Genomic DNA, 25,581 nt, shown 5'->3' with positions numbered 1-25,581 from the left:
AATCATAGGTGGATTCTTGCGTATTCCGGGGTCTTAGCGCGCGGACAGGCGCTCGGCGACGATCTTGGGCGTAATAAAGACCAGCAATTCCGTCTTGTCATTGGTGCGGGAGTCGGTGCGGAACAGATAGCCCAGCACCGGCACGTCGCCCAGCAGCGGCACCTTGCTCACGACGTTGCGCTCGACCTGCTGGTAGATGCCGCCCAGCACGACCGTGCCGCCGTTGTCTATCATGACCTGGGTTTTCACGTGCTTGGTGTCGATGGCGAAGCCGGCCCGGGTTTCCTGGCCCACGCTGTCCTTGTTCACGTCCACGTCCAGCACCACGTTGCCGTCCGGCGTGATCTGCGGCGTCACTTCCAGGCGCAGGTTGGCCTTGCGGAAGATGATGGAGGTGGCGCCGCTGCTGGTGGCCACCTGGTAAGGCAGCTCCAGGCCCTGCTCGATCACGGCCACCGCCTTGTCGGCCGTCACCACGCGCGGGCTGGACACGATCTTGCCGGTGCCGTCCGCCTCCAGCGCCGACAGCTCCAGGTTCAGGAAGCGGTTGGCGGCCGACGAGAACAGGCTCACGGCCAGGCTGCCGGCGGCGGCGCCGTTGATGGACGCGGCCGGCAGGTTGATGAACTGGGAATTGGTGTAGCCGTCGCCCCGGTCCGGGGTCTGGCCGGTGACCTGGCCGATGCCGGTCATATTGCCGCCGATGCCAATGCGGGTGTTGCTGCCGCCGATCTGGTAGCCGGTGTCGCCGCCGCGCAAGGTGCGCAGGTCGGCAAAGCCCAGCTTGGCGCCCAGGTTGCGGGTGAAAGAGTCGCTGGCCTCGACGATGCGGGCCTCGATCAGCACCTGCTTGGAAGCGATGTCGGTCTTGGCGATCAGCTTGCGGATATCGTCCAGCTTGGAGGCGATGTCGGTGACGAAGAGCTGGTTGGTGCGCGGCTCGATAATGGCGCTGCCGCGCTTGGACAGCACGCGGTTCTTCACGTCGGACGCGCCGTCCAGGCCGAACACGGTCTTGAACGATTCAGCCTTCTGGTAGTTCAGCTGGAAGATTTCCGACTTCAGCGGCTCCAGGTCGGCGATCTGGGCGCGCTGCTCCAGCTCCAGCTTCTCCTTGGTCAGCAGTTCTTCCTTGGGCGCGATCCACAGCACCGAGCCGTTCTTGCGCATGTCCAGGCCCTTGGCCTGCAGCACCACGTCCAGCGCCTGGTCCCACGGCACTTCCTTCAGGCGCAGGGTCAGGTTGCCGCTCACGCTGTCGCTGGTGATGATGTTCAGGCCGGAAATGTCGGCAATGGCCTGCAGCGCGGCGCGCACTTCCACGTTCTGGAAATTGAAGGACAGCTTCTCGCCGCGGTAGCCCTGGGTGCCCTGGGTCAGCTTGTTCGGGTCTTCCTTGATCGGCTTGACGTCCACCACCAGCTGGGTGTCGCTCTGGTACACGCTCTGTTCCCACAGGCCCTTGGCCTCGATGGTCATGCGCACATTGTCGCCCTGCGGCACGGTGGTGATCTGCGACACCGGGGTGCCGAAGTCCGTCACGTCCAGGCGGCGGCGCAGCGATTCCGGCACGCCGGTCTTGAGGAAATCGATCACCAGGCCGGCGGCGGTGGGACGCACGTCGACCGCCACCTGGCTGTTCGGCAGGTCCACCACCACGCGGCCTTCGCCGTTGGCGCCGCGCCGGAAATCCAGGTCGCGCAACTGCTGCTTGCCCGGCGGCGCCGCTTGCGGCGCCTGCGCCGTCCTGGCCGGCATGCCGGTGGCGTCCACCGCCGTGGCCAGGCCGCCGGAGCCGTCTATGGTCAGGATGACGGCGTTGCCGTCGATGACGGTGGCGTAGTTCAGGCTGCGCTTCAGGTTGAACACCAGGCGCGAGCGTTCGCCGGCCTGCACCACGTTCACGCTGCGCAACTCGCCCTGGTTCACTTCCTGGGTGGTCTTGCCGGTGCCGTTGACGGTGGCGCCGAAATCGAGCGCGATGCGCGGCGGGTTGGTGATGGCAAAGCCGATCGGCAGCTTGTCCGGCGCGTGCTTGAGCGCGATCTTGACGATCACGTTGGCGCCCTGCTGGTTGGTGGTGATGGACTCGATGGCGTTGCCCTGCTGGGCGCGGGCCGGAGCCAGGGCCAGCGCCATGGCGGCGACGGCCAGCATGGCGTGCATGGCCTGTCGGAAAGCGGCGGTATTCAGGCGGTTCATTTTTGGTTCTCCTTGCTTTCCTGCAGTTCCAGCTTGGACACGCGTTCAACCCAGTCGCCGGTGGCGTCCTGGACGATTTCCTTGACGCTCACGGCGTCGTCGCTGATGCTGGTGATCAGACCGAAATTCTGGCCCACGTGCTGGCCGGGGCGTACCTGGTACACCGCCTTGTCCACTTGCAGCAAGGCGTACATCACCTTGGCTTTTTCCATGGTGCCCACCATCTTCACGATGTCGAGCGGAAAGCTTTCGAGGAACTCCTTGCGGCGCTCCAGGTCCGGCTTGAGGCCGCCGCCGGGCTTGCGGTCCAGCCGCGCCAGCTCGGCCAGCAGCTTGTTGGCGCTGAAGGGATCGATCTGGTCCTGCGCCACGTAGGCGAAGGGGATGAAGTTTTTCGGCGCGGCGATGGGCTTGACAGCCACCTGGGCCGAATTGTCGACCTGCTTCATCCACTGCCGCACTTCCTGCACGTCGCTGTCGCCGCAGCCGGCCAGCGCCAGCAGGCCGGCCAGGACGAACGAGAACCGGGAAAACCGGGATAGGCGCTTGCTCATTTTTTCGCCGCCTTTTTCTTGTCGGCGGCGGCCTTGCGCTGCGCCGCCACTTCGTCGGGATCCAGGTAGCGGAAGGTCTTGGCCACCGCGTCCAGCGTCAGGCCGCCGTCCTTGCCGGCCGACAGCGCCATATTGTTCAGCGTAACGATGCGCGGCAGATTGGCCATGTCGCTGGCAAAGGCGCCCACGTCATGGTAGCTGCCGGTCACCTTGATATCGATGGGCAGCTCGGCGTAATAATCGCGCACCACCACCTGGCCCGGCTTGAACAGCTCGAACTGCAGGCCGCGTCCCAGGCCGGCCTGGTTGATGTCGGACAGCAGCGCCGCCATCTCGGCCTTGCTCGGCAGCTGCTTCTGCAGGCGCTCCACATACTGGTCGACCTGCAGCTTCTGCGCCCGCAGCGCGTCCAGGTTGACCGCCTGCTGGGTCTTGGCGGTGTACTCGCCGCGCAGCCGGTTTTCCTCGGCCGCCAGCGTGTCCTGGGTCTCGAACTGGCTGCTCCAGTACGCGAAATAGCCCAGCGCGGCCACCGCCGCCACCATGCCCACCGCGCACATCAGGCGCGGCGCCAGCGGCCATTGGCCGGGATGGCGTCCGCTCAGTCCCCTGAACTGGTCCGCCAGCGCGGCGCTTGCTTCTTTCAGATCGATCGCCATGGTCCGCCCCTAGTTGCTGGCCGCAGCCATTGCCGCGCCCGGCTTGGCGCCGGGCTTGCCGTCGGCCGGCTGGTCCTTGTCGCGCGGCCGCTTGATGCTGACGATCATATTGAACTCCACTACTTTCTTGGCCGTCTTGCCCTGGCCCAGACCGGTGGATTTGACTTCGATCAGGTCCGGCTTCTCCAGCCACGGCGACACCCCGGCCACATTGCGCAGCAGCTCGGAGACGCGCTCCTGCGACTGCGCATAGCCCAGCAGCGTGACCTTCTGGCCTTCCTGCTTGAACGATTTCAGGTACACGCCGGACGGGGTCTGCTTGACCAGCTCGTCGAGCAGGTAGACCGGCTGGTTGCGGTCGCCCTGCAAATCCTCCACCGCCTGCTGGCGCGCCTTCAGCGCCTCGATTTCCTGCTTCAGCGTGGCGATCTCGGCGATCTTCTTGTCCAGCACCACGATGGCGTCCTTGATGACCTTGTTGCGCTGTTCCTGGATGGAGATGGCGCGCGCGTTGTAGCCGCCCACCGCCAGCACCACGGCCGCGCCGATCAGCGCGCCCAGCACCAGCAGCGCGTAGAACGCCGACTTCTTCTGTTTGCGCTTGGCCTCGCGGTGCGGCAGCAGATTAATATGGATCATCAGCCGAACCTCCGCATGGCCAGGCCGCAGGCGACCAGATAGGCGGGCGCCTCGGCGCGCAGGGCCTGTTCGCGCACGCCCGGTCCCAGCTGCATGCCCTTGAACGGCGAAATGACGGTGCTGGAGATCTTGCTGCGCGCGGCCACGATGTCGAGCAGGCCCGGGATCAGCGCGCAGCCGCCGGCCAGGAACAGCTGGTCGACCCGGGTGTAGGGCGTGGACGTGTAAAAGAACTGGATGGCGCGCGTGACTTCCAGCGCGGCGCTTTCCAGGAAAGGCGTGAGGATGTCGGCGGTGTAGTTGTCGGGCAGCTCGCCCGACTTCTTGCGCGACTCGGCCTCGTCGAAGGCCATGCCGTAGCTGCGCACGATTTCCTGGGTCAGCGAGTTGCCGCCGAAGGGCTGCTCGCGCTCGTAGATGGTGGCGCCGTCCAGCAGCACCGAAATATGCGTGACCTGGGCGCCGATCTGGAACAGCGCCACGATCTGGCCCGCGCCGCCCTCGGGCAGCTGCATCAGGATGCGGTCCAGCGCGGCGCGCGCGGCGTAGGATTCCACGTCCATCACGGTGGCCTTCAGGCCGGACGCTTCGGCGATGGCGACGCGGTCCTCCACCTTCTCGCGGCGCGAGGCGGCCAGCATCACTTCAATGTCGTCGGGCGAATTGGGCGCGGGGCCGATCACGTCGAAGTCCAGGCTGACTTCGTCGAGCGCGAAGGGGATGTACTGGGACGCTTCGGATTCCACCTGCACTTCGAGCTGGTCTTCGGCCATGCCGGCGGGCAGCACGATTTTCTTGGTGATGACGGATGCGGGCGGCATGCCCAACGCCGCCAGCTTGGCGCGCGTGCCGCTTTTTTTCCATACGCGGCGCAGCGTGTCGACCACCTGCTCCATGTTTTCGATATTGCCGTCCACCACCGCGCCGCGCGGCAGCGGCTCGGCGGCGTAGCGCTCCAGCCGCCAGCCTTCCTTGCCGGCCTGCGACAATTCCACCAGGCGCACGCTGGAGGTACTGATGTCCACGCCGATCAGCGGCGGGTTGCCGCCACCGAACAAGCTGCCGAGATCCAGGTTCATATTGCAACACCTGTGGTTGAATGCATAAGGGAACTCGTTTGAAAACCAGCGTTTAGGAGAAGGAAGTGAGACAGTACATTAAATCGTAGCAATAAGATGAATCCAGTGTAAAGGTATTTCTACTGTGCACAATTGCCCGGTTGTGCGGCCTACGCCACACTTTTTTCCCTCTGGCGTGACCGCAAAAACAACTTAGTTGTTTAGTTACTCAGAGTAAATGTTTCCTCCGTTCCTGCTGCTTCCGTAAGCTGCCGCTGCCATCTGCGCTCGCTTATAATGGGCCGGACAAAATGACAGCGAAAGACAACGCGCATGAGCACTGCCCAACCCGGTACCGCCGCCCCTTCCCGTTCCAAGAAACTCCTGCTGACCGTGCTGGCCTCCGTGGTAGGCCTGGCCATGGTCGCGGTGCTGCTGCTGGTGTTCGGCCTGGCCATGGCCTACCCCAACCTGCCTGAACTGGATTCCCTGACCGACTACCGCCCCAAGATGCCGCTGCGCATCTTCTCGGCCGACAATGTGCTGATCGGCGAGTTCGGCGAGGAGCGCCGCAACCTGGTCCATATCAAGGACATCCCCGACGTGATGAAAAAGGCCGTGCTGGCCATCGAGGACGACCGCTTCTACGACCACGGCGGCATCGACTACGCCGGCATCCTGCGCGCGGCGGTGCACAACGCCACCGGCGGCGCGCGCCAGGGCGCGTCCACCATCACGCAGCAGGTGGCCCGCAACTTCTTCCTGTCCAGCGAACAGACCTTCAAGCGCAAGATCTACGAGATCCTGCTGGCCTGGAAGATCGAGAAAAACCTCAGCAAGGACCAGATCCTCGAGGTGTATATGAACCAGATCTACCTGGGCCAGCGCGCCTACGGCTTTTCCTCGGCCGCACAAATCTATTTCGGCAAGAATCTGAAAGACATTAGCGTGGCCGAGGCCGCCATGCTGGCCGGCCTGCCGAAAGCGCCGTCGGCCTACAACCCGGTGGTCAATCCCAAGCGCGCGCGCACGCGCCAGCAATACATCCTGGTGCGCATGCAGCAGCTGGGCTATATCACCGACGCGCAGTTCCAGGCCGCCAAGGCCGAGCCGCTGAAAGTAAAGACCGACAGCAGCGAATTCGGCGTGCACGCCGAGTACGTGGCCGAGATGGCGCGCCAGCTGGTGTACGAGCAGTTCAAGGAGGACACCTACACGCGCGGCCTGAACGTGTTCACCACCATCACCAAGGCCGACCAGGACGCGGCCTACCTGGCGCTGCGCCGGGGCGTGATGGAATACGAGAAGCGCCACGCCTACCGTGGTCCGGAAGCGTATATCAATATCCCCACCACCAAGGAAGAGGCGGACGACGCCATCGAGTCCGAACTGGCCGGCCACCCGGACAGCGACGACATCGTGGCCGCCATGGTGCTGCAGGCCACGCCGCAGAAGGTGACGGCGGTGACCGCCACCGGCGAGGAAATCAGCATCACCGGCGCCGGCCTGGAGATGGGCAAGTCCTGGCTGTCGGACAAGGCCGCGCCCAACAAGCGCATCCGCCGCGGCGCCGTGATCCGCGTCATGCGCGAGGAAAAGGACTGGGAAATCACCCAGATGCCGGAAATCGAATCGGCCTTCGTGGCGGCCTCCACCGAAGACGGCGCCATCAAGGCCATGGTGGGCGGCTTCGACTACAACCGCAACAAGTTCAACCACGTGACGCAGGCGTGGCGCCAGCCGGGCTCCTCCTTCAAGCCCTTCATCTATTCGGCTTCGCTGGAGCGCGGCCTGTCGCCGGCCACCGTCATCAACGACGCGCCCATCTCCTTCGACGCCGGCCAGACCGGCGGCCAGGCCTGGGAGCCGAAGAACTACGACGGCAAGTACGAAGGCCCGATGACCATGCGGCGCGGCCTGACCAAGTCCAAGAACATGATCTCGATCCGCATCCTGCACCGCATCGGCGCCAAGTACGGCCAGGAATACACCACCCGCTTCGGCTTCGACGCCGAGAAAAATCCGCCCTACCTGACCCTGGCGCTGGGCGCGGGCGCGGTCACGCCGCTGCAGATGGCCGGCGCCTACGCGGTGTTCGCCAACGGCGGCTACAAGATCGCCCCCTACCTGATCTCCAAGGTGACCGACGCCAACGGCAAGGTGCTGTCGCAGGCCAATCCGGACCGCGCCGGCGTGGACGCCAACCGCGTCATCGACGAGCGCAACGCCTTCCTGATGGACAGCATGCTGAAAGACGTGGTGCGTTTCGGCACGGCCACCAAGGCCATGTCGCTCAAGCGCACCGACCTGGCGGGCAAGACCGGCACCACCAACGATTCCATCGACGCCTGGTTCGCGGGCTACCAGGCCAAGCTGGTGGGCGTGGCCTGGATCGGCTACGACCAGCCTAAAAACCTGGGCAACCGCGAAACCGGCGGCGGCCTGGCGCTGCCGATCTGGATAGGCTATATGGGCAAGGCGCTGAAGAACATCCCCATCGAGGAGCGCGCCGTACCGGAAGGCATGATGGTGGTGGACGGCGAGTACTACTACGCCGAGAACCCGCCCGGCACCGGCGTGACCAGCCTGGAAGGCGCCACGCGCGCCACCCCGGCCGAGGAAAAAGCCAAGGACGCAGTGAAAAACGAATTGTTCTGACCATCGTTCCAACACATCGGACTGGAGACCGCCACCGCATGAAGCAGTTGCCCCGCTTGTTGTCCTCCACCCTGCTGGCCCTGTCCGGGCTGCAGGCCGTTCAACACGCAGGGGCCGCGGAGCTGCTCGCCGCAGCGGGCGCCGCCAGCGCCTGGCAATACCTGGACGCGGGCAAACCCGCCGCGCCGGACTGGAACAGCGCGTCGGCGGACATGGCCGCCGCAGGCTGGAAAACCGGCGCCGCCCCGCTGGGCTACGGGCGAACGGACAGCGCCAACACCACGGTCTCCTTCGGCGCCGCGCCCGAAGCCAAACCGATCACCACCTACTTCCGCCGCACGGTCAACGTGGCCGACCCGGCGCAAGTGGCCCTGCTGACGCTGGACCTGCGGCGCGACGACGGCGCCGTGGTGTACTGGAACGGCGTGGAAATCCAGCGCAGCAATATGCCGCCCGGCCCCGTCGGCGCGCGCACCACGGCGCTCAAGGCCATCGACGGCTACGGCGAAATCGAATACCGGCGCCACCTGGCGCCAGCCGCCGCCCTGCCCATCCGCAAGGGCGCCAATGTGCTGGCGGTGGAAATCCACCAGTCCGGCCCCACCAGCAGCGACATCGTGTTCGACCTGGAAGTGCGCGCCTACGCGCCGGGCGAAACGCCGCCCGCCGACCTCTACCCCGACACCTACGCGGCGCTGGCCGAAGGCAATGCCGACAAGGCGCTGAACCTGCTGCTGCGGCTCGATCCGGCGCGCGCGGGCTATGCGCAGCTGGCCATGGCGGGCGCGTCCGCCTTACTCGCCGGCGGCGGTTCCGCGCGCGACCCGCGCTACGGGCAACTGCTGGACCGCACCCGCGCCGCCGCGCCGGACGATATGGCCGTGGTGCACGCGTGGATACGCGCCCGCGTGGCGGCCCGCAAAGACCTGCCCATCCGCCCGGCGCCGCGCCCGCTGCCGGCGGCCATCGCCGAGCAGTGGCGCTTCATTGCCGACACGCCGGAGCGCACCGGCGGCCCCATGCTGCGGCGCGCCGACCTGCTGGCCGACGTGGACGACCTGGAACTGATACTGGAAAACTGCTATTCCTACCTGGAACGGCGTGGCGCCGACTACCGCGGCGCCCTGGACGCGCTGCGCGCCAGCATCACCACCGACCTCAACGCGGACACCTTCGCGCACCGCGTGGGCCGCGTGCTGTCCGTGTTCGGCGACCCGCACAGCCGCGTGCAGCGCATCAGCGAACCGCGCGCCGCCGTGCGCTTCGTCATGGACGGCGAACGCGTGGCCGCGCTCAAGTACGACCGCAGCGCCCTGCTCGACCCGGCCCATCCCTACGTTGCGGCCATCAACGGCCTGCCGGTGGCGCGCTGGCTGGCCGCCGCCGAGGCCGTCGTCGAACAGGCTTCGCCGCAATACCGCCGCGTCCTGGCGCTGGAACAGCTGCGCAGGCTGGGCATGGTGGCGCGCCAGCTGCAGCAGCCGGGCGGCGCGTTTGAGCTCACGCTGGCCTCGTCCGACGGCGCCGAAGCGCGCCTGCCGGTCGCCCTGGAGCGCAGCAATCCGCCCGCGCCGCCGCAGTGGCCGGCCGGCGAATCCGCACTGCGGGCCGACAATCTGGGCTATCTGCGCCTGGCTTCCATGGAGCACGGCCCGGCCATGGTCAAGCAGATAGACGGCTGGATGGAGAAATTCAGCGGCACGCACGGCCTGATTGTCGACGTGCGCGGCAACGGCGGCGGCACCGTGGACGCCATCCAGACCCTGCTGCCCTGGCTGATGAAGCCGGGCGATCCCATGAAGATCATCAACGTGGCGGCCTACCGCATGCCGCTGGCCCTGCCCACGCCCAACCGGGGCGGCTTCCTGGGCATGGAAGGGCGCGGCCTGTATCCGGCCGGCAGCCCGGTGTGGACGGCGGAAGAGGCGCAGCAGGTACGCGCCTTCCTGGCCGGCTGGCAGCCCGCGTGGCAGCCTCCGGCAGGCAAGTTCAGCGACTGGCATGTGATGGCGGTGCGGCCCGGGGACGGCGCGCACGGGGTCTACGGCAAGCCGGTGTTCGTGCTGCTGGACGAGTCGTCCTTCAGCGCCACCGACACCTTCCTGGGCGCGCTCAAGGGCCATCCGAATGTGACGCTGATGGGTATGGCCAGCGGCGGCGGCAGCGGCCGCATGGCCGACTACACCTTGCCGCATTCCAGGCTGCAGATGCAGCTGTGCCAGATGGCGTCCTTCACCAGCACTGGACAGCTGTACGACGGCAAGGGCGTGCAGCCCGACGTGGCGATGCCGGCCCGGCTGAGCGACCAGCTCAGCGGCGGCGGCGACAGCGTGCTGGACGCGGCCGCCGCGCGCCTGCTGAAAACTACGCTGCGCTGATGACGACCGGGGCGCCGCCCTGGGCCGTGGTGATCTCGGACAGCGCGGCGAACAGCTCGGAGCCGTCGCGCGTGTTGATCCATTTGCCGTCGATGCGCTTGTAGTGGAAGCCGCCGGAACGGGCCGCCACCCACAGCTCCTGCATCGGCGCCTGGCTGTTGACGATGACCTTGGAGCCGTTGTCGATGAACTCGATTTCCAGCACATTCCCGCTGCGCTTGCATTCCACGTCCACCATGTCCTGGTCGTTCAGGCGGTCCAGCGCGGCTTCGATGGTGTTCAGGGTGGCGTCGGCCAGGGTCAAAAATTCTGTTTCGGTCATGCTACACTCCAAGCTCTCTAGTCAAACTGTGATTTTAATCGTGAAGTCCACATTAGCGCTGCAATTCACTGCGCTGGCCTGCACCGCCGCCCTGCTGGGCGGCTGCGGCCAGACCGGCCCGCTGTACCTACCCAAACAGCCCGCCAAACCCGCCTCTGCCAATACCCAGGGCAAGCCCGGCGTGGCGCCGCCGTCCGCCCCCGTGCCTTCGACTCCCCCCGCATCCCAACAATAAACTACTCCATGTCGCAATTTTCTTACCAGAACGGCGTGCTGCACGCCGAGGGCGTTTCGCTGAGCGCCATCGCCGAACAGTACGGCACGCCTGCTTACGTGTATTCCAAAGCGCAGCTGCTCGATAACTTTGCATCATACGCTGATGCCTGCCAGGGCCGCGACGCGCTGGTGTGCTACGCCATGAAAGCCAATTCCAACCTGGCCATCCTGGACCTGCTGGCGCGCCAGGGCGCGGGCTTCGACATCGTGTCCGGCGGCGAGCTGCTGCGCGTGATCGCGGCCGGCGGCGACCCGCAGAAGGTGATCTTCTCGGGCGTGGGCAAGAGCATGGAGGAAATGCGCCTGGCGCTGGAACACGACATCCTGTGCTTCAACGTGGAATCGATCCCGGAGCTGCACCGCCTGAACGACGTGGCCGGCAGCATGGGCAAGAAGGCGCGCGTGTCGCTGCGCGTGAACCCCAACGTGGACGCCAAGACCCACCCCTACATCGCCACCGGCCTGAAGGCCAACAAATTCGGCGTGGCCTTCACCGACGCGCTGGCCACCTACCGCGCCGCAGCCCAGCTGCCGCACCTGGACGTGGCCGGCATCGACTGCCACATCGGCTCGCAGCTGCTGGACGACGCGCCGCTGCTGGAAGCGCTGGACAAGCTGATTGAACTGATCGACGCGCTGGGCGCGGAAGGCATCCACCTGCACCACCTGGACCTGGGCGGCGGCATCGGCATCGACTACGGCGACGAGGAAGACGGCGCGCCGGTGCCGGTGGGCGACTACCTGGGCCGCGTGTTCAAGCGCATCGACGCCTGGCGCGCAGCCAGCCATGGCGGCAAGGGCATCAAGGTGATTTTCGAGCCGGGCCGCTCCATCGTGGGCAACACCGGCGTGCTGCTGACCAAGGTGGAATTCATCAAGCACGGCGAAGAGAAGAACTTCTGCATCGTCGACGCGGCCATGAACGACATGGCGCGTCCGGCGCTGTACCAGGCCTGGATGGACATGCAGCCGGTGGTGCAGGGCGACGCGCCGGTGGGCACGTTCGACGTGGTGGGGCCGATCTGCGAATCGGGCGACTGGCTGGCGCGCGACCGCGCGCTGGCGATCGCCCCGGGCGACCTGCTGGTGATGAAGACGGCCGGCGCCTACGGCATGACGATGGCGTCCAACTACAACACGCGCGGCCGCGCCGCTGAGCTGATCGTGGACGGCGCCCAGGTCCACCTGGTCCGCCAGCGTGAAAACCCGGCCGACCTGTTCGCGCTGGAATCGCTGATCAAGTAATGCCGCTGCGGCGGGTTACGGCGCCATGCGCCTAACCCGCCCTACGCATCGCCACCGCCCCTACCCTCGTAGGGCGGGTTAGCACGCAGTGCGTAACCCGCCAAGCGCCGCCACAGACTAAACCGATCCCACTGCCCGCGTATTGGCGGCGGCCTTGCTGCGCGCCCAGTACACGCGCACGGCCAGCAGCGCCAGCACGATCAGGCCGAACAGTATGGGCTGCGAGAAGTCGTGCTTGGCCGCTTTCATCCACCAGTAGTGCAGGATGCCCAGCGGGGCGATCACGTACACCAGCCGGTGCAGCCATTGCCAGCGCTTGCCGCCCAGGCGGCGCACCATGCCGTTGGTGCTGGTGACGGCCAGCGGTATCAGCAGCACGAAGGCGATGAAGCCCACCGTGATGAAGGGCCGCTTCAGCACGTCCTTCAACATTTCCTGCACGTCGAAGAAATGGTCGAACCACAGGAAGGTGGTGAAGTGCAGCAGGCCGTAGAAGAAGGCGTACAGCCCCACCATGCGGCGCAGCTTGAGCAGCCAGTTCCACTTGCTCAGCCGCCGCAGCGGCGTGACCGCCAGCGTGATGCACAGGAAGTACAAAGTCCAGTCGCCGGTGGCGCGGGTGATGTATTGCAGCGGCTCGACCAGCTGCCCGCTGGCCGTGAGCCAGACCAGCTTGAAAAACGGCAGCAGCGACAGCACGAAGGCCACGGCCTTCAGCGCGGTCACCTGCTTCGCGGTGGGATTGAAGGCCATGTCAGAAGAACTTCTTCAGGTCCATGCCGGCGTACAGCGGCGCCACGTCGTTGTAGCCGTTGAACATCAGCGTCTTGCGCTTGCGCACCAGGAAACCGTCTTCGCCGATGCGGCGCTCGGACGCCTGCGACCAGCGCGGGTGGTCCACGTCCGGATTCACGTTGGAGTAGAAGCCGTATTCGGACGGCGCGGCCTCGTTCCACGCGGTGCGCGGCTGCTCCTTGACGAAGCGGATCTTGACGATGGACTTGGCCGACTTGAAGCCGTATTTCCACGGCGTGACGATGCGCACCGGCGCGCCGTTCTGGTTGGGCAGCACGTCGCCGTACATGCCCAGGGTGAGCAGCGCCAGCGGGTGCATGGCCTCGTCCATGCGCAGGCCTTCGCGGTAGGGCCAGGTCAGCACGCGGCTGCCCACGCCCGGCATCTGCGCCTTGTCGGCCAGCGAAATGAATTCCACGTATTTGGCGTTGCCGGTCGGCTCCACCTTCTTGATCAGCTCGGACAGCGAGTAGCCCACCCACGGGATCACCATGGACCAGCCCTCCACGCAGCGCAGGCGGTAGACGCGCTCCTCCAGCGGCGCCAGCTTGAGCAGCTGGTCCAGGTCCAGCGTCAGCGGCTTTTTGATCTCGCCTTCGATGCTCACCGTCCAAGGGCGCGGCTTCAGCGTGTGGGCGTTGTGCGCCGGGTCGTCCTTGCCGGTGCCGAATTCGTAGAAGTTGTTGTAGGTGCTGGCGTCCTTGAACGCGGTCTGCTTGTCGAGCGCGGAGTAGGACGGGTTCAGCTTGGCGCCCAGCTTGCCGGGCGTGCCCTGGGCGAACGCTTCCCGCGAGGCCATTTCCAGCAGCGCGCCGCCGGCGATGGAGCCCACCGCCAGCTGCTTGATGAAACTGCGGCGCGACTCGAATACCTCGCGCGGCGTGATTTCTGACGAAAACGGCAACTCTATGCCGTTCGGGCTACGTTTGATCAACATGGCAACTCCGTGGTAAATGGGCTTCTGACAGCTCTGTCGGGCGGGACAGAGACAACCTTACACTAATCCCGATATTAATGAAGCTGGCCCCAAGGGGGAAGCGGGGATTTGTAGTGCTCTGTTTCGCCCTGCGCGGCGGATACACAGGAATACAAAAGCCCCCGGACGCAGGCGCGGCCGGGGGCTTGCGGAGGGGCTGCGGCGGCTTACAGCTTGCCGTAGGAATGCAGGCCGGACAGGAACATATTCACGCCCAGGAAGGCGAAGGTGGTCACCAGCAAGCCCACCAGCGCCCACCAGGCCGCCACTTTGCCGCGCAGGCCGGACATCAGCCGCATGTGCAGCCAGGCCGCGTAGTTGAGCCAGACGATCAGCGCCCAGGTCTCTTTCGGGTCCCACGACCAGTAGCCGCCCCAGGCTTCGGCCGCCCACAGCGCGCCCAGGATGGTGGCGATGGTGAAGAAGGCGAAGCCGGCCGAGATGGCCTTGTACATCAGGTCCTCCAGCGTTTCCGCGTCCGGCAGGCGCGCTGCCAGGCGGTCGCGCATCAGGTTGGTGACGGCGAACAGCACCACCAGCACGGCGGTGAAGCGGCTGGCGTTGACCATGCCCTTGATGACGATGTCGCCCGCGCCGGACACGAAGGCGATCAACCATGCCAGCGCCAGCAGCACCAGCGGCGCAATCACCAGCGCCTGCCACAGGACGCGGATTTTTTCATGCTTGAGCAGGTAGGCCCAGCCCACCATGGACGCCAGCGCGAAGGTGCCGTAGCCGATGAAGTTGGCGGGCACGTGGATTTTCATCCACCAGCTTTGCAGCGCCGGCACCAGGGGCTGGATGTCGGCCGCGTCGCGCGAGACGGTGTACCACAGCAGGAAGCCGACCGCCGCCGAAATCACCAGCAGCACGAAGGCGCCCAGCTGGCGCGTCTTGTAGTGGGCTTCGTAGTACAGGTAGAACATGGCCGTGATCAGCGAGAACAGGATGAACACTTCGTACAGGTTGGAAATGGGAATGTGGCCCACGTCCGCGCCGATCAGGTAGGACTCGTACCAGCGCACCAGCATGCCGGTCAGGCCGATCACCAGCGCGGCCCAGCACAGCTTGGAGCCGACCACGAAGCCCATCGAGGAACGCCCCGCCAGGCCTATCCAGTAGAACAGCGTGGACAGGAAGAAGAAGGTGCTCATCCACAAGATGGCGGACTGGCTCGACAGCATGTATTTCAGCCAGAATCTGGTGTTGGCGGCGTCCAGGCTGTGGTCGTACATGGCCACGGCCAGCAGCGCCAGCGCGAAGGCCAGCGGCATGAACCAGCGCACCGGCTTCCAGTGCCAGCCCAGCGCAGCGAAGGCGGGCGCGGCCGCCAGCAATATCACTTTTTCGTAGATGTCCATATAGGCGCCGTAGCGGTTCAGCGCGAACAGCGCGCCGCCGGCCAGCACCAGCGCGAACAGCCAGTCGAAGATGCCCAGGCGCTTGAAGTAGCCCGGCGTCTGGCTGTAGGTTTGGGTTTGTGTCATTTCCATAATGGTCTCCAGTACTGCTTTATGCCATGCAGCTTACGCCGATTGCGGCAGTTTTTCCTTCAAGTCTGCAAATTCCTTGTCGAAATCGAGGGTCTTGCGCTGCGTGCTCATGGCCATCAGCGCATGGGCGCCCGCGCCCTCCCCGCCATCCTTGATCCATACCCACAGGCGGCGCTCGCGGATGTAGAACATGGAGAACACACCCAGCACCAGGAACAGGCAGCCCAGATAGACCACGTTCTTGCCCGGCGACTTGGTCACCTGGAATACCGATGCCTTGACTTCGTTGAATTCGTCCAGCTGCAGGTAGACCGGGGCGCCGTAGAAGGAGGCGTCGGACAGCGCGTTGGTGGCCAGCTGCAGGAAGCGGCCGTGCAGCTCGTTGCCCTCCACCGGCGCCAGGCCGTCCTTCTCGCGCGCGGCCTGCCACAGTTCCCACATGCTGCCGTTCAGGATCTTCATGAAGATGTCGGCCGCCTTTTCCTGCTCGGCCGGCGGCACTTTTTCCAGGAAGCGCGAGATGGCCACGAAGCCTGCTGCCGTGCTGCCGTCCTTGGCGTCCCCGGCTTCGGCGCCGGCAAACATGTTCAGGCTGCGCGCGGACGACTGCTCCAGCTGGCCGCGCAGCGCGGCGCCGCCGGCGCTGGCGGCCGGGCTGGCAGCCGAATTGGCAACGCTGCCGCCGGCCGGCATGGCGCGGCGCGCATAGCGCTCGGCCGCGACGGCGCGCAGGGCCGGGTCCTGCAGCGCGGCGCGCAGGCGCATCCACTCCTTGACGGTGTGCTCGTCGTCGGCCGGAATGCGCAGATAGCTGAACGGGTCGCCCGGATTGGCGCGCACGCCGGCCAGGAACACCGTGGCGCCGTCCACCGTCACCGGCTGCATATAGTTCTGGAACTCGCGCGCCTGGCCGGTCTGGTCGCGCAGCTTGTACTGCACGCTGGGGCCGACGTTCTTCAAATCCTTGTTGTTGGCGTTCTTGGCCGCCGAACCGAGCTGCCGATCCAAACTGCGCAGTCCGCGCGCAAAGCCCTCTTCCAGCTTTTCGCCCTTGGCCACGCCGCGCGCGTCCTGGCTCGCCATGTTTTCCACGTTGAAGGGACGGAAGCCGGTCCACTCTATGCTGTATTCCTTGCCCAGCGGCGTGGCGGAATTGACCTCGCCCTCGACGTCGAAGCTGTCCTTGCCTGCGCCCGCCATGGGGTAGCCCTTGAGCTTGAGCTTGCTGCCGCCGTCCTCGAAGCTGGACTGGTAGACCGCCAGGCCCTTGTAGATCAGCGGCTTGTTCACTTCGATCACGGACTTGAATATCTTGCCGGTTTCATGGTCGCGCACTTCCACTTCGCTGGCGAACAGCTTGGGCATGCCGGTGCTGTAGAAGTCGATATTGAACTTGTTGAGCTTGATGGTGAAGGGCAGGTCCTGGATCAGCACGCCGTCCGCGCGCGGGATGATGGCGGTGTTGCTGGTCTGGCCTTCGGGAATGGCGGTGTTGGCGCGGTAGGTGGGGTTGCCCAGGCCGAGGCGGTGCTGGGCCGGAATGTCGGCGATCACGCCGCTGCCCGCGAACGGGGTCTTGCCCATGAACCATTCCTGGAAGCGGATCGGCATGTCCGAATCGAGCAGGCCGCCGATGCAGATCACCACGATGGCGGTGTGCGCGAAGATGTAGCCGAACTTGGCGCCGGCGCCGCGCTTGGCGGTCACCAGGGTGGCGTGTTCCTTCTCGACGATCTTGGCCTTGTAGCCGGCGTGGCCCAGGCGCTGCGCCATCTGCTGCGCCAGCGCGGCGCGCGGCAGCGGCGAGTTCCAGTCGTTCTTGTGGTGGAAATTGAGCAGCGACTGCTCGCGCACGTTCTCGCGCCAGCTGCGCATGTCCTTCATCATCTTGGGCGTGTTGCGCACGATGCACAGGGTGGTGGAGACCACCAGGAAGCCCATAATGCCCAGGAACCACCAGGCCGAATACACGGCGTACAGGCCGGCCTTGCTGAACACCTCGAACCAGAACGGCCCGAACTGGTTCACATAGTTCGACATCGGCTCGTTCTGCTTCATGATGGTGCCGATCACCGAGGCGATGGCGATCATGGTGAGCAGGCTGATGGCAAAACGCATCGACGACAGCAGCTCGACGCTTGCGTCGAACGCTGGCCGGCTTGTTTTCAATTTGATACCGGCGGTACTGGTGGTGCTCATACGGACACTATCTCTCAATGGACTGGCAGCAGAATACCAACAAAAAGGGCAGCCCGCTCACGCGGCCGCCCTCTTTTTGATATGCATTAGCTGATACGCGCCATATCGGCGCGGAAATACACAGATTACTTCAGGCCGGCCACATAATCGGCCACGGCTTTCATTTCGTCGTCCGACAGGCGCTTGGCGATGGTGCTCATCTCGGCGCTGTTCTTGCGCGCGTCGGTGCGGAAGGTGGTCAGCTGGGCTACCGTGTAGTCCTGGTGCTGGCCGCCCAGGCGCGGGTACAGCGCTGGAATGCCGGCGCCGGCAGGGCCGTGGCAGCTGGCGCAGGCAGGCACGTTCTTCTCGGCGATGCCGCCGCGGTAGATCTTCTTGCCCAGCTCGATGGTGTCCTTATTCTTCGCAGCGCCCGCTTTAGGCGCCTGGGTGCTCAGATACGCCGACAGGTTTTTCTTTTCGTCCTCGGTCAGCATCTTGGCGTAGGTGCTCATCACCGGGTTGCTGCGCGACGGCGAGGCGAAATTCACCAGTTGCTTGTACAGGTAGGCTTCCGGCTGGCCGGCCAGCTTGGGGTTGGCGGCAATGGTGGAATTACCCGACGCGCCGTGGCAGGACACGCAAGCCGGCAGGCCGCGGGCGTTGTCGCCGTCGGCATACAGGGTGGCGCCTTTGGCGGGATCGGCTTTGGCAGGAGCAGCAGCATGTTCGGCAGCCGACGCCACACCCGAAACGGCCAACACTGCGAGGAGCAAGGACTTTACCAACGGTGAAAACGCACGATTCATTCAAACACCCTGAGACTAGTGAAAAAAATGGTGGGACTGCGATGCATTATTTTTACTTGCTTTTATGCATAGCAACAATTCGTAACCCCTTATTGTACAATAGCTTTTCGCGCTTTTAGCTTTCTTTGTTGCATTTCTGCCCACCCCTTCCCCATGTCCAAACTCTGGCAAGCCCGCTTCTTTACCACCGTGAACCATTTGCGCGAACTGCCAAATACCACGGTGCCCGAAATCGCCTTCGCCGGCCGCTCCAACGCCGGCAAGTCGACCTCCATCAATATCCTGTGCAATCAGAAGGGGCTGGCATTCGCGTCCAAGACACCGGGCCGCACCCAGCACATCAACTTCTTCTCGATCGGCGGCGCCCACGTGGCGATGCACCGCAAGGACCCGACCAAGGTCGACGAGATCCAGGCCATGCTGGTGGACTTGCCCGGCTACGGCTACGCCGAAGTGTCCGGCAACACCAAGCTGTACTGGCAGCGCCTGCTGGGCGACTACGTGCAGCAGCGCGAGCAGCTCGCCGCGCTGGTGCTGATCATGGACTCGCGCCGCCCGTTCACCGACCTGGACATCCAGATGCTGGAATGGTTCGCCCCCACCGGCAAGCCCATCCACTGCATCCTGACCAAGGTGGACAAGCTCACCCGCAGCGAGGCGACCACCGTGCTGCGCCAGGCGCAAGCCAAGCTGGACAGCTACGTGGACGAGGACGGCGAAGGCTTCCCCTTCACCGTGCAGCTGTTCTCGGCGCTCAAGCGCGTGGGCCTGGAAGAAGCCACGGCCAAGATTGTCGAACTGGCCGGCCTGGCCGAGGACGACGCCGCCGCGCAAGCTGAACGCATCGATACGCCGGACGAGGAATCGGACGACGCATCGGAAGACTAATTACGCAAAGGACAACACCAGACATGGCCCACAACACGCCCTTCCCCGCCATCCGCATGCGCCGCATGCGCCGCGACCCGTTCTCGCGCGCCCTGATGCGCGAAAACGTCATCACCGCCTCCGACCTGATCTACCCGGTCTTCATCCTCGAAGGCGCGAACCAGCGCGAGCCGGTGCTGTCGATGCCGGGCGTGGAGCGCGTGTCGGTGGACCTGCTGCTGAAGGTGGCGGAAGAATGCGTGGCGCTGGGCATCCCCGTGCTGGCGCTGTTCCCGGTGATCGATTCCGCGCTGAAAACGCCGGACGGCATTGAAGCGACCAACCCGGACGGCCTGGTGCCGCGCGCCGTGCGCGCGCTCAAGCAAGCCTTCCCCCAGCTGGGCATTTTGACCGACGTGGCGCTGGACCCGTACACCAGCCACGGCCAGGACGGCCTGATCGACGAGCACGGCTATGTGCTGAACGACATCACCACCGACATGCTGGTGCGCCAGGCCCTGTGCCAGGCGGACGCCGGCGTGGACGTCGTGGCGCCGTCGGACATGATGGACGGCCGCATCGGCGCCATCCGCGCCGGGCTGGAGGCCAAGGGCCACATCCACACCCGCATCATGGCCTACTCGGCCAAATACGCCTCGGCCTTCTACGGCCCCTTCCGCGACGCGGTGGGCTCGGCCAAGAACCTGGGCAAGAGCGACAAGAACACCTACCAGATGGACCCGGCCAACAGCGACGAAGCCCTGCGCGAAGTGGCGCTGGACCTGCAGGAAGGCGCCGACATGGTGATGGTCAAGCCCGGCATGCCCTATCTGGACATCGTGCGGCGCGTGAAGGACGAGTTCAAGGTGCCGACCTTCGCCTACCAGGTCAGCGGCGAATACGCGATGATCAAGGCGGCCGCGCAAAACGGCTGGCTGGACCATGACAAGGTGATGATGGAATCCATGCTCGCCTTCAAGCGCGCCGGCGCCGACGGCGTGCTGACCTACTTCGCGCTCGACATCGCGCGCAAGCTCAAGGCATAAACCAAAACGGGGCGCTTCAGGCGCCCCGTTTTTTATCTGCGGTAGTTGGGGAAGAATTCCTTGAGCAGGAAGGCTTCCAGTTCGCCCTGGTACTGCTTGCCGGCGTTCATCGTGATGACCTTGCCCAGGCGGTGCGATTCCCACTGGAACTCGCCCGGCTTCTCTTTGCGGATCAGATCTATCATGCGGCGCACGATGGCCGTCTCGATGTCGATGTCCGTGCCCAGCTCCACGTGCACCTGCTGCGACCACTGGCGCTTGAAGTTCGTGTTCCAGCCGCGGAATTTGATGTCCGCGCTCAGGCCCGACTTGTTGACGATGGAGAAGATGCCGCCCGTGTCTTCCCGCTCGCCGGCCGCGTTGCGGCCCATGGCGCCCATGATGTTGGCGCGCGCGATGCGGTTGGCGCGGTCGGCATCGCTTTCCTGCGGCTCGGCCGCCGGCTGCGGATTGGCGTCGGCGCGGCGCTTGCGGGCCGCTTCCACGCGCGCCATCATGTCCTCTTCCACCGCCGGGGTCGGCGGCGGCTTCATCGTGGCCTGCACCGGCGGCACATAGGTCTCCAGCTTGGGCGGCGCGTTCTTGGCCACGGCCTTGCTCTCGCGGCGCGGCTGCGGCTGCGCTTTCGCAACTTCCGGTTTCTTGGGTTCGGGCTTGGCTTTCGGCGCCGGCTTGTCCTTCAGCGGCGCCACCCACACCATCTGCCCCTCCTTGGCGGGCGGCTTGATGGTGATCTTGTCCTTGGGCTGGAACAGGTAGTACAGCACGATCAGCAGGTGCAGCGCGATCGAGATGCCGACGCCGACGCGGTTGTGCTTGCGCGGCCCGCCAAAGCCGTAGCCGTCGGGACGGGGCAGGCGCTGGCCGCATGCTTCGCAATATTCGTGGCTATGGTCGGCCCCGTGGGTGTGGCTAAACTGGAACAAGATAAACGGACTTTCTGTACAAACACCCGAGAGAGAGCACCCAGCTTACCCGGACTCGGTCTTGATGGATGTTACCGTATGTATCACAAAGGTTGCGCTTGCGTAGCGACGGCCACGCGCCCAAAACTAAACGGGCCGGAATTATTCCGGCCCGCAGTATGATATCAGTGCTTGGCGAGGCTGACAGCTTTTAGCTCGACCGGCCCCTTCGCCGGTTCGGGCTCGTCCACCAGGGCCGCGTCGTCCATCGGGCCGCTGCCGCTGTATTTGTCGAGGAAGAGATAGATCACCGGGGTGATGTAGAGCGTGATCACCTGCGAGAAGATCAGCCCGCCCACCACGGCCAGGCCCAGCGGCTGGCGCAGCTCGGCGCCGGCGCCCAGGCCGAGCGCGATGGGCAGCGCGCCCATCAACGCGGCCAGCGTGGTCATCATGATGGGACGGAAACGCAACACGCAGGCTTCGCGGATGGCTTCGGCCGGCTGCATGCCTTCGTTGCGCTGCGCGTGCAGCGCGAAGTCGATCATCATGATGGCGTTCTTCTTGACGATACCGATCAGCATCAGGATGCCGATGATGGCGATCATGGTCAGGTCGAGGTTGAAGATGCGCAGCGTCAGCAAGGCCCCCACCGCCGCCGACGGCAGGCCGGCCAGGATGGTCAGCGGGTGGATATAGCTCTCGTAGAGCACGCCCAGCAGCACATAAATGACGCCCAGCGCGGCGATGATCAGGATCAGCTGGCTGCCCTGGGAGCTCTGGAACACGGCCGCGTCGCCGCCGTAGGTGGTGATGATGGACGCGGGCAGACCCATGTCCACCGCCATCTTGTCGATCTTGTTGGTGGCCACGCCCAGCGGCACGTCCGGCGCCAGGTTGAAGGACAGCGTAATGGCCTGCAGCTGGCCCTGGTGGTTGACCGAGGTCGGCCCCACGGTGCGTTCCACGCTGGCAAAGCTGGACAGCTGCACCAGCGCGCCGGCCTTGTTGCGCACCGAGATCCTGGTCAGCGCGTCGTCGAACTGGCGGTCCTCGGCGGCCGCTTCCAATATCACGAAGTAACTGGCGGCGGACGAGTAGATGGTGGACACCTGGCGCTCGCCGAACGCAAGGTAGAGCGCGCTGCGGATGGCGCTGATTTCCACGCCCAGGGTGTTGGCCTTGTCGCGGTCTATCTTGAGCGAGGCCTGCAGGCCCTTGTTCTGGGAGTCGCTGGTGACGTCGCGGAAGTCGTTGTCGTTGCGCATGCGTTCCTGGAACTTGCCGGCCCAGTCGTTGAGCGCGTCCGGGCTGACCGACTGCAAGGTGTACTGGTAGCGGCTCTTGCTGGGGCGTCCGCCCAGCTGCAGGTTCTGCACCGGGCTCATGTAGACGGACATGCCGGGCACTTTGCGGGTGGCCTTGCGCAGGCTGTCGAGCACTTGCGGCATCTTGGCGCGTTCGCCGCGCGGCTTGAGCACCAGGAACATGCGGCCGCCGTTGCCGCCGCTGACGAAGGAGGTGACGTCCTGCACATTCGGGTCGGCCATGATGGCGTCGGCCACCTTGCCCTGCAGTTCCAGCAACGCGGCCGACGAGATGTCTTCGGCCGCTTCGGTGGTGACGCGGATCTGGCCCAGGTCTTCCTCCGGGAAGAAGCCCTTGGGAATGGTGGCGTACAGGATCACCGTCAGCACGAAGGTGCCGATGGCCAGGGCCAGCACCACGTAGCGGTGCTTGAGGGCGATGTCCAGCGTGCTGGCGTAGCCGTTGCGCAGGCGCGAGAAGCCGGCTTCGAACCAGCGGCCGATAAAGGTGTCGTCGCCTTCGGCTTCGTGCGCCTCGTTCGGCAGCAGGCGCGCGCACAGCATGGGCACCAGCGTCAGCGACACCACCGCCGACACCAGCACCGACAGCGCCACCACCACGGCGAATTCATGGAACAGCAGGCCGATCACGCCCGGCATGAAGAAGATGGGGATGAACACCGCCACCAGCGAAATCGAAATGGAAATAATGGTGAAGCCCATTTCGCGCGAGCCGACCAGCGCGGCCTGCAGCGGCTTCTTGCCCATCTCGATATGGCGCACGATGTTTTCCAGCACCACGATGGCGTCGTCCACCACCAGGCCCACTGCCAGCGTGATGCCGAGCAGGGACACGTTGTCCAGGCTGTAGCCGAAGGCGTACAGCAGCGACAGCGCGCCCAGCAGCGAGATCGGCATGGTGATGGCCGGGATGAAGGTGGCGGCGGCCTTGCGCAGGAACAGGAAGATCACCAGCACCACCAGCACCACGGTGAGCGCCAGCGTCAGGTTGACGTCGTGGATGGCTTCACGGATGGAAATGGAACGGTCGTTGACCAGGTTGATCTTGACCGAGGCCGGCACCTGGGCCAGGAAGCGCGGCAGCAAACGGCGCACGCCGTCCACCACCTGCACGGTGTTGGCGTCCGGCTGGCGCTGCACCAGCAGCACGATGGAGCGCTCGCCGTTGTAGCTGCCGGCGGTCTTGACGGACTGGTAGCTGTCCTCGGCGTCGGCCACGTCTTTCAGGCGCACCGGCTGGCCGTTGCGGGTGGCGACGATCAGTTCCGCGAACTCGGCCGCCTTCATCAGCTGGGCGTTGCCCTGGATGGTGAGGGTCTGGCTGGGGCCGTCCAGGATGCCCAGCGGGGTGTTGGCGTTGGCGGCCTTGATGGCGGCGGCCAGCTCGTCCAGCGTCATGTTGCGGGCGTTCAGCAGGTCGGCCTTGGCGCGCACGCGCACGGCGAAGCGCTTCTGGCCGTTGACGGTGACCTGGGCCACGCCGGGCAGGGTCGACAGGCTGGGGGCGATCAGGTTTTCCGCGTAGTCGTTCAGCTCGGACAAGCTGAGCGACGGCGAGGTCATGGTCATGAACAGCACCGGCGCGTCGGCCGGGTTGACCTTGCGGTAGGACGGCAAGTCCGTCATTTCCTGCGGCAGCGAACGCTGGGCGCGCAGCAGCGCGGCCTGCACGTCGACCGCCGCTTCGTTGACGTTGACGCTGGGGTCGAACTCCAGGGTCAGCGAGGTGTTGCCCAGCGTGCTGGTGGAGGTGATCATGCTCAGGCCGGCGATCGTGGAGAATTGCTTCTCCAGCGGCAGCGCGACCGAGGACGCCATGGTTTCCGGGCTGGCGCCGGGCAGGTCGGCGCCGACGTTGATGACCGGCGTGTTATAGCTGGGCAGCGCCGCGACCGGGATGTGGGCGTAGGCCAGCACGCCGGCCAAAATCAGGCTCAGCGACAGCAGCACCACCATCACCGGGCGGCGGATGCACAATTCGGACAGGTTCATGCTGCGCTATCCTTCTTTTTTGCGTCGCCGCCGCCCTTCTTCTTGCCCTCGGACGCGGCCTCCGCGATGCGCACCTTGCCGCCGGGGCGCAGGTTCTGTTTGCCTTCCACGATGATCTTTTCGTCGCCGTTCAGGCCGGACACGGCGGCGTACGGGCCGAAGGTGTGCAGGCGCTTGACGTTGGCCACCACGGCGGTCTGGTCCGGGGCGACCGTGTACACGAAAGTACCTCGGGTATTGCTAATAATAGCGTTTTGCGGCACCACCAGCGCATCTTTCAGCGTTTGCACGGTCAGCCTGGTGTTGACGTACTGGCCGGGCCACAGCTGGGTCTGGCTGTTGTCGAACTGGGCCTTGACGCGTATCACGCCGGCCATGGCGTCGACCGCGTTGTCGATAAAGCTCAGCTTGCCCTTGAACTGCTTGCCGCCCGAGTCCACTTCCACCGGCACCGCGCCGGCCTGCTGGGCCGCCAGCAGCCCGGCCAGCGCGCTCTCCGGCAGGGTGAAGGACACATTGATCGGGTTGAGCTGGGTCACCGTGGTGAGCGAGGTGGACAGCTGCACCAGGCTGCCCGGATAGACGTTGATGGCGCCCACGCGGCCCGTCATCGGGGCGCGGATGCTGGTGTAGCTGGCGTCCACCTTGACGGCCTGGGTGGCCGCGAGGTCCGCGTTGAGCACGGCGCGCGCCTGTTCGACCTGGCTGCGCAGGGTGTCCACCGCGCCCTGGGCGATGAATTTCTGCGCCAGCAGGTCCATGCTGCGCTGGTACTGGCGTTCCAGGTCGGCCAGCGTGGCGCGGTCGCGCATCACCTGGGCCTGGGCTTTTTCCACATTGGCGTTTTCGCTGCGGCTGTCGAGCGAGAACATCAGCTCGCCCTGCTTCACGAACTGGCCTTCCTTGATGTGCACCTTGACGATGGTGCTGGTGGTCTGCGGGTGCAGGTCCACGGTGCTGATGGGCGACACGGTGCCGTTGGCGGTGAGCATCACCGGCACGTCCTGGCGCTGCGGCGACACCACGTTGACCGTGGTCGGGCCTTGCTGGCCCTGGCCGCCGCCCTTGCCTGCGCCTTGGCCCTGGCCGGCCGCCTGCTTGGCGGGCTCGGCCGCCGGTTGCGCGTAATACCAGCCACCCGCGCCTATTGCGGCGGCGGCGCCTACCAGAACTATCAGTGTCGTCTTTTTCATGGTTTTTC

Annotated in this window: 20 protein-coding genes; 6 read left to right on the top strand and 14 right to left on the bottom strand. The window is 65.4% G+C overall.

What is annotated here, in order from left to right:
- Positions 1-33 precede the first annotated feature (33 nt).
- The 5 genes from pilQ to KT882_RS04250 are packed head-to-tail and all read right to left on the bottom strand — an operon-like array spanning position 34 to position 5,133.
- Positions 34-2,166, bottom strand: a complete 2,133-nt coding sequence (gene pilQ, locus KT882_RS04270; RefSeq protein ID WP_407682042.1) for a type IV pilus secretin PilQ — start codon at positions 2,164-2,166, stop codon at positions 34-36.
- Between the two features lie 32 nt (positions 2,167-2,198).
- The gene (locus KT882_RS04265) at positions 2,199-2,756 is read right to left on the bottom strand and encodes a pilus assembly protein PilP (RefSeq protein WP_228894543.1); all 558 of its coding nucleotides are present in this window, start codon (positions 2,754-2,756) and stop codon (positions 2,199-2,201) included.
- On the bottom strand, positions 2,753-3,415 hold the full coding sequence (locus tag KT882_RS04260) for a type IV pilus inner membrane component PilO (RefSeq protein WP_228894541.1): 663 nt from the start codon (positions 3,413-3,415) through the stop codon (positions 2,753-2,755). Before KT882_RS04260 ends, KT882_RS04265 begins: the two co-directional genes overlap by 4 nt.
- 9 nt (positions 3,416-3,424) lie before the next feature.
- A complete protein-coding gene (locus KT882_RS04255) occupies positions 3,425-4,054 on the bottom strand; it encodes a PilN domain-containing protein (RefSeq protein WP_161071404.1) in 630 nt (209 codons plus the stop codon).
- Positions 4,054-5,133 (bottom strand): pilus assembly protein PilM, encoded by a 1,080-nt coding sequence (locus tag KT882_RS04250; protein WP_161071405.1) that lies wholly within the window; start codon positions 5,131-5,133, stop codon positions 4,054-4,056. The genes KT882_RS04255 and KT882_RS04250 overlap by 1 nt, the downstream gene beginning before the upstream one ends.
- 312 nt (positions 5,134-5,445) lie before the next feature.
- Here KT882_RS04250 and KT882_RS04245 point away from each other — a divergent pair, with 312 nt between their 5' ends.
- Complete coding sequence (locus KT882_RS04245) at positions 5,446-7,770, top strand: penicillin-binding protein 1A (RefSeq protein ID WP_161071406.1); 2,325 nt, start codon at positions 5,446-5,448, stop codon at positions 7,768-7,770.
- A gap of 38 nt (positions 7,771-7,808) precedes the next feature.
- Positions 7,809-10,148: a S41 family peptidase gene (locus tag KT882_RS04240; RefSeq protein ID WP_228894539.1), complete on the top strand. Its 2,340-nt coding sequence runs from the start codon at positions 7,809-7,811 to the stop codon at positions 10,146-10,148.
- Here the strand turns inward: KT882_RS04240 and cyaY are convergent.
- Positions 10,135-10,470 (bottom strand): iron donor protein CyaY, encoded by a 336-nt coding sequence (gene cyaY / locus KT882_RS04235; protein WP_161071408.1) that lies wholly within the window; start codon positions 10,468-10,470, stop codon positions 10,135-10,137. The two genes, KT882_RS04240 and cyaY, sit on opposite strands and share 14 nt — an antisense overlap.
- Positions 10,471-10,510: 40 nt before the next feature.
- Between cyaY and lptM the strand changes: the two genes are divergently transcribed.
- Complete coding sequence (gene lptM / locus KT882_RS04230) at positions 10,511-10,705, top strand: LPS translocon maturation chaperone LptM (RefSeq protein ID WP_228894532.1); 195 nt, start codon at positions 10,511-10,513, stop codon at positions 10,703-10,705.
- Positions 10,706-10,713: 8 nt separating this feature from the next.
- Positions 10,714-11,991, top strand: coding sequence for a diaminopimelate decarboxylase (lysA, locus tag KT882_RS04225; protein ID WP_228894529.1), 1,278 nt, complete (start codon positions 10,714-10,716; stop codon positions 11,989-11,991).
- Between the two features lie 117 nt (positions 11,992-12,108).
- Here the strand turns inward: lysA and KT882_RS04220 are convergent, their stop codons facing one another.
- From KT882_RS04220 to KT882_RS04200, 5 genes are all read right to left on the bottom strand, one after another.
- Positions 12,109-12,744 carry a protein-methionine-sulfoxide reductase heme-binding subunit MsrQ gene (locus KT882_RS04220; RefSeq protein WP_161071411.1) on the bottom strand — a complete coding sequence of 212 codons (636 nt, stop codon included), beginning with the start codon at positions 12,742-12,744 and terminating at the stop codon, positions 12,109-12,111.
- A 1-nt stretch (position 12,745) separates the two neighbouring features.
- Complete coding sequence (gene msrP, locus KT882_RS04215) at positions 12,746-13,723, bottom strand: protein-methionine-sulfoxide reductase catalytic subunit MsrP (protein WP_161071412.1); 978 nt, start codon at positions 13,721-13,723, stop codon at positions 12,746-12,748.
- A 206-nt stretch (positions 13,724-13,929) separates the two neighbouring features.
- Entirely contained in the window at positions 13,930-15,255 is a 1,326-nt protein-coding gene (ccsB, locus tag KT882_RS04210) for a c-type cytochrome biogenesis protein CcsB (RefSeq protein WP_161071413.1), read from the bottom strand.
- A 33-nt stretch (positions 15,256-15,288) separates the two neighbouring features.
- On the bottom strand, positions 15,289-17,454 hold the full coding sequence (locus tag KT882_RS04205; RefSeq protein ID WP_161071414.1) for a cytochrome c biogenesis protein ResB: 2,166 nt from the start codon (positions 17,452-17,454) through the stop codon (positions 15,289-15,291).
- Positions 17,455-17,579: 125 nt separating this feature from the next.
- Positions 17,580-18,242, bottom strand: coding sequence for a c-type cytochrome (locus KT882_RS04200; protein WP_161071415.1), 663 nt, complete (start codon positions 18,240-18,242; stop codon positions 17,580-17,582).
- Between the two features lie 153 nt (positions 18,243-18,395).
- Between KT882_RS04200 and yihA the strand changes: the two genes are divergently transcribed.
- A complete protein-coding gene (yihA, locus tag KT882_RS04195; RefSeq protein WP_161071416.1) occupies positions 18,396-19,130 on the top strand; it encodes a ribosome biogenesis GTP-binding protein YihA/YsxC in 735 nt (244 codons plus the stop codon).
- Positions 19,131-19,153: 23 nt separating this feature from the next.
- Entirely contained in the window at positions 19,154-20,155 is a 1,002-nt protein-coding gene (hemB, locus tag KT882_RS04190) for a porphobilinogen synthase (protein WP_161071417.1), read from the top strand.
- 32 nt (positions 20,156-20,187) lie between these two features.
- On the opposite strand, the gene KT882_RS04185 is transcribed toward hemB, so the two are convergent.
- The 3 genes from KT882_RS04185 to KT882_RS04175 all read right to left on the bottom strand — a co-directional run bounded on the left by KT882_RS04185 (position 20,188) and on the right by KT882_RS04175 (position 25,573).
- Positions 20,188-21,081 carry a cell envelope integrity protein TolA gene (locus tag KT882_RS04185; protein WP_228894527.1) on the bottom strand — a complete coding sequence of 298 codons (894 nt, stop codon included), beginning with the start codon at positions 21,079-21,081 and terminating at the stop codon, positions 20,188-20,190.
- 164 nt (positions 21,082-21,245) lie between these two features.
- Complete coding sequence (locus KT882_RS04180; RefSeq protein ID WP_161071418.1) at positions 21,246-24,380, bottom strand: efflux RND transporter permease subunit; 3,135 nt, start codon at positions 24,378-24,380, stop codon at positions 21,246-21,248.
- A complete protein-coding gene (locus tag KT882_RS04175) occupies positions 24,377-25,573 on the bottom strand; it encodes an efflux RND transporter periplasmic adaptor subunit (protein WP_161071419.1) in 1,197 nt (398 codons plus the stop codon). The genes KT882_RS04180 and KT882_RS04175 overlap by 4 nt, the downstream gene beginning before the upstream one ends.
- Positions 25,574-25,581 lie beyond the last annotated feature (8 nt).

The organism is Pseudoduganella aquatica (genome assembly GCF_020865585.1).
Classification (GTDB): Bacteria; Pseudomonadota; Gammaproteobacteria; order Burkholderiales; family Burkholderiaceae_D; genus Rugamonas; species Rugamonas aquatica_A.
This window is presented reverse-complemented; position numbering and strand designations above follow the sequence as displayed.

Coding starts and splice junctions, on each gene's coding strand:
- yihA (WP_161071416.1), top strand. CDS start 18,396: ATGTCCAAACTCTGGCAAGCCCGCTTCTTTACCACCGTGAACCATTTG.
- ccsB (WP_161071413.1), bottom strand. CDS start 15,255: ATGGAAATGACACAAACCCAAACCTACAGCCAGACGCCGGGCTACTTC.
- KT882_RS04255 (WP_161071404.1), bottom strand. CDS start 4,054: ATGATCCATATTAATCTGCTGCCGCACCGCGAGGCCAAGCGCAAACAG.
- KT882_RS04265 (WP_228894543.1), bottom strand. CDS start 2,756: ATGAGCAAGCGCCTATCCCGGTTTTCCCGGTTCTCGTTCGTCCTGGCC.
- KT882_RS04175 (WP_161071419.1), bottom strand. CDS start 25,573: ATGAAAAAGACGACACTGATAGTTCTGGTAGGCGCCGCCGCCGCAATA.
- KT882_RS04250 (WP_161071405.1), bottom strand. CDS start 5,133: ATGAACCTGGATCTCGGCAGCTTGTTCGGTGGCGGCAACCCGCCGCTG.
- KT882_RS04180 (WP_161071418.1), bottom strand. CDS start 24,380: ATGAACCTGTCCGAATTGTGCATCCGCCGCCCGGTGATGGTGGTGCTG.
- lysA (WP_228894529.1), top strand. CDS start 10,714: ATGTCGCAATTTTCTTACCAGAACGGCGTGCTGCACGCCGAGGGCGTT.
- KT882_RS04240 (WP_228894539.1), top strand. CDS start 7,809: ATGAAGCAGTTGCCCCGCTTGTTGTCCTCCACCCTGCTGGCCCTGTCC.
- KT882_RS04245 (WP_161071406.1), top strand. CDS start 5,446: ATGAGCACTGCCCAACCCGGTACCGCCGCCCCTTCCCGTTCCAAGAAA.
- KT882_RS04260 (WP_228894541.1), bottom strand. CDS start 3,415: ATGGCGATCGATCTGAAAGAAGCAAGCGCCGCGCTGGCGGACCAGTTC.
- KT882_RS04205 (WP_161071414.1), bottom strand. CDS start 17,454: ATGAGCACCACCAGTACCGCCGGTATCAAATTGAAAACAAGCCGGCCA.
- KT882_RS04200 (WP_161071415.1), bottom strand. CDS start 18,242: ATGAATCGTGCGTTTTCACCGTTGGTAAAGTCCTTGCTCCTCGCAGTG.
- cyaY (WP_161071408.1), bottom strand. CDS start 10,470: ATGACCGAAACAGAATTTTTGACCCTGGCCGACGCCACCCTGAACACC.
- hemB (WP_161071417.1), top strand. CDS start 19,154: ATGGCCCACAACACGCCCTTCCCCGCCATCCGCATGCGCCGCATGCGC.
- KT882_RS04220 (WP_161071411.1), bottom strand. CDS start 12,744: ATGGCCTTCAATCCCACCGCGAAGCAGGTGACCGCGCTGAAGGCCGTG.
- pilQ (WP_407682042.1), bottom strand. CDS start 2,166: ATGCACGCCATGCTGGCCGTCGCCGCCATGGCGCTGGCCCTGGCTCCG.
- msrP (WP_161071412.1), bottom strand. CDS start 13,723: ATGTTGATCAAACGTAGCCCGAACGGCATAGAGTTGCCGTTTTCGTCA.